This window comes from Nitrospirota bacterium (assembly GCA_020846775.1).
GTDB lineage: Bacteria > Nitrospirota > 9FT-COMBO-42-15 > HDB-SIOI813 > HDB-SIOI813 > RBG-16-43-11.
In genome coordinates this window covers 1-3,052 of sequence record JADLDG010000033.1, presented here as the reverse complement: position 1 = coordinate 3,052, position 3,052 = coordinate 1, and the positions used below count along the sequence as shown (strand labels likewise).

Genomic DNA, 3,052 nt, shown 5'->3' with positions numbered 1-3,052 from the left:
GTGGTCTGATAACCCATAACTGCAAACATGGAAATTACGGCATCAAATTTCCGGTGCAGGTCAATATCAGATATATCACCCTGAATGAATTCTATGGATTGTTTTTCTTTTTCAGCCTTCCTTATGCCTATATCAACCATCTCCTGCGACAGGTCAACTCCGGTGACATTGTAGCCGCGCCTTGAAAGTATCAGGGCATGCCCGCCGGTACCACAACCTAAATCAAGGATTGTTTTGACATTACTCCCAAACTTTTTGAAGACGGCCTCTATGAAATCACATTCCTTCTCATAATCCTTGCTCTGATAGAGGGAATCATATGCCTCTGCATAATCCTTTTTAAAGACGCTCATTATTTCTCCTCCTCCCTCACCTTGATGGGGAGGGGATTTTCGTGAGAGTATGGGGGGACAGATGTTTTTGTATGGCGCTCTCGATCACCCCGGAGAATATACTGCATACCCTGTCCCAGTTATATAACGTTACAACCCTGTTCCTGCCCTCTTTACCCATCTTTTTCCCAAGGTCTTTGTCCATGAGTATTTTCACTATTGCACCTGATAACTTTACCTTATCCCTCGGGTCCACCAGGATCCCTGAGACCCCATCCTCCACCTCTTCATCACACCCGATGCTCCGCACTACAGGTGTTTCGCATGCCATTGCCTCTAAAACCATAAGGCTTGCCGTTGTGCCGATGCTCTCAGGATGACCTGTAAATGCAACGAGGTCGGCATGAGACAGGTGTTCCGGCAGTTTATCATAGGGAACTGTTCCTATAAATTCCATATTCTTATCAACCCCAAGGGTCTTTGCCTTTTTTAAAAGGGCATCTCTCTCCTTCTTGTTTTCAACGGTATGCGTAATAACTACCTTAACATCCCTGACCTTATCCAGGATCAGGGGGAGGGCCTCGACAAGATATCCGGTCCCCTTCATCATGGTGTAATCCGTACTGTGCAGGATTATCTTCTCATTCCTTTTTACCTGAGATGACTGACCTGAAACAGGCCTGAAAAAATCTGCATCAACCCCCATATAGGTCTTTACGCCGTCTCTTCCATAAACCCTTCTGAGCCATTCTCCTGTAGAATGATTAAGGGTAGTAATAATGTCACTTTTCCGTGTCCCTGCGATGTCCGTTCCGGAATATAATGCGGCAAGTGTCTTTATAAGCAGGCGCTTTGGCAGTGTGAATCCATTAATCATATGGGTATCGTAGAAGAATGCGAAAGGTTCCCAGCAGTTCTGAATAGTCGGTTTGTTGAGTCCTGCTGCAACAACATTCATGGGGAACATCCCTGATATTACAACATCTGCGTCTTTAGTCTCCCTTCTTACACGTTTCTCATTTATCCACAGCATCAGGGGAAAGAAAAGCCAGTAGATCATGCTGGTACTTGTAAGGAGACCTGTTTCCCTTACCTCTATACCATACTGGCTGAACTCTTTTCTTATCTCAGGAGAGGCCCGCTCCACTATAACGTCCACATCACAGGATTCCTGCAATCTCCTTGTTACCTCAAGTACAAACCTCGTCCCACCAGTCCGAAACAACAAATGGGTATAAAGCCAGGCAACTTTAGTTTTTTTGTTCTGCTGCATCAGGCTCCGGGCAGGCTGCCGCCATTCAGGGTTTGAAAAGACTCCCTCATCAAACAACTTCATGGATTGCTTCGCTGCCTCGTTCCCCACAATTATAGAATACTAACGGATCAGCCTGTGATCCAGCTCAGTCCTTCTTCCACCATCTATCAGGGTATTTGGTCTTTAAGATCCTGTCGCCTTCACCCCTGCACTCAATGCCGATATCTTTCATATCCGCATCCACCATTATCATGACAAGTTCGGAGAAGGTGACTTTGGACTCCCATCCGAGGTCTCTTTTCGCCTTATCAGGACTGGCCCTCAGTGCATCAACCTCTGTCGGCCTGAAATACTTCGGGTCAATCTTTACATGCTCTTTTGAGTCAAGTCCTGCATAAGCAAATGCCTCTTCAACAAACTCTCTGACAGAGTGGGTTTCTCCTGTCCCCATGACGTAATCACAGGGCTTGTCATGCTGGATCATCAGATAGACAAGCTCCATATACTCAGGTGCAAAGCCCCAATCCCTTTTTGCATCCAGGTTGCCGAGATAGAGGTCTTTTTGTTTGCCGGCTTTTATGTTTGCTATGGCCCTCGTTATTTTTCTTGTGACAAAAATTTCTCCCCGCCTCGGTGACTCATGATTAAACAAAATACCATTTACCGCAAACAGATTGTATGCCTCCCTGTAATTGACGACCATCCAGTAGGCATAAACCTTTGCCGCTGCATACGGGCTTCTTGGATAAAACGGGGTAGCTTCAGACTGCGGAGGAGGCGCCGCCCCGAACATCTCACTGCTCGATGCCTGATAGAACTTTATGTTGTTTCCGCTTCGTCTTATAGCCTCCAGTAATCGAGTTGTTCCAAGACCCGTTACATCTCCGGTATATTCAGGCATATCAAAACTGACCTTCACATGGCTCTGCGCCCCAAGGTGATAGACCTCTTCAGGCTGGATATTGTATATGAGATTTGTAAGCTGTCCGGCATCGGAAAGGTCGCCATAGTGCAGAAACATCCTGGCTGAGGGGTCATGAGGGTCAACGTAAATATGGTCAATCCTTCCTGTATTAAATGTGCTTGCCCTTCGTATCAGTCCATGGACTTCATACCCCTTTGACAGAAGCAGCTCTGCCATGTAGGAGCCATCCTGCCCTGTGATACCTGTTACCAAAGCCTTTTTCATTTCCCCCCCCTTTTCATAAATATTTACATTGTCCTAACTATCTGCTGCTCATTGTAAAAAACAGATTCGATCCTCAGGTACATTGTACTGTCTCAGGTGTTCTATAACTTTCTCAACAGGGTCCTCTGAAGTGATGAGCAGCCGGTCAAACTTGATCTGTTTCAGTACATCAACCGGAAGGACTCTATAGCCGAGGAATTTTCTCCCGGCACCCTGATCATCAACAATAGCCACGAGATCCAGAGAACTGTCCTGAAGGGCCATCAATGCGATCTC

Annotated in this window: 4 protein-coding genes; all 4 read right to left on the bottom strand. The window is 46.3% G+C overall.

Going from position 1 to position 3,052, the window contains the following annotated elements; translation table 11 throughout:
• A partial coding sequence (locus tag IT392_04845) for a class I SAM-dependent methyltransferase (protein ID MCC6543814.1) occupies positions 1-353 on the bottom strand: 353 nt, incomplete at its 3' end.
• Between the two features lie 16 nt (positions 354-369).
• Positions 370-1,668: a glycosyltransferase family 4 protein gene (locus IT392_04840; protein MCC6543813.1), complete on the bottom strand. Its 1,299-nt coding sequence runs from the start codon at positions 1,666-1,668 to the stop codon at positions 370-372.
• Between the two features lie 64 nt (positions 1,669-1,732).
• Positions 1,733-2,776, bottom strand: coding sequence for a GDP-mannose 4,6-dehydratase (gene gmd, locus IT392_04835; protein ID MCC6543812.1), 1,044 nt, complete (start codon positions 2,774-2,776; stop codon positions 1,733-1,735).
• Between the two features lie 48 nt (positions 2,777-2,824).
• Positions 2,825-3,052 (bottom strand): hypothetical protein (locus IT392_04830; protein ID MCC6543811.1); only part of this gene is annotated, 228 nt, incomplete at its 5' end.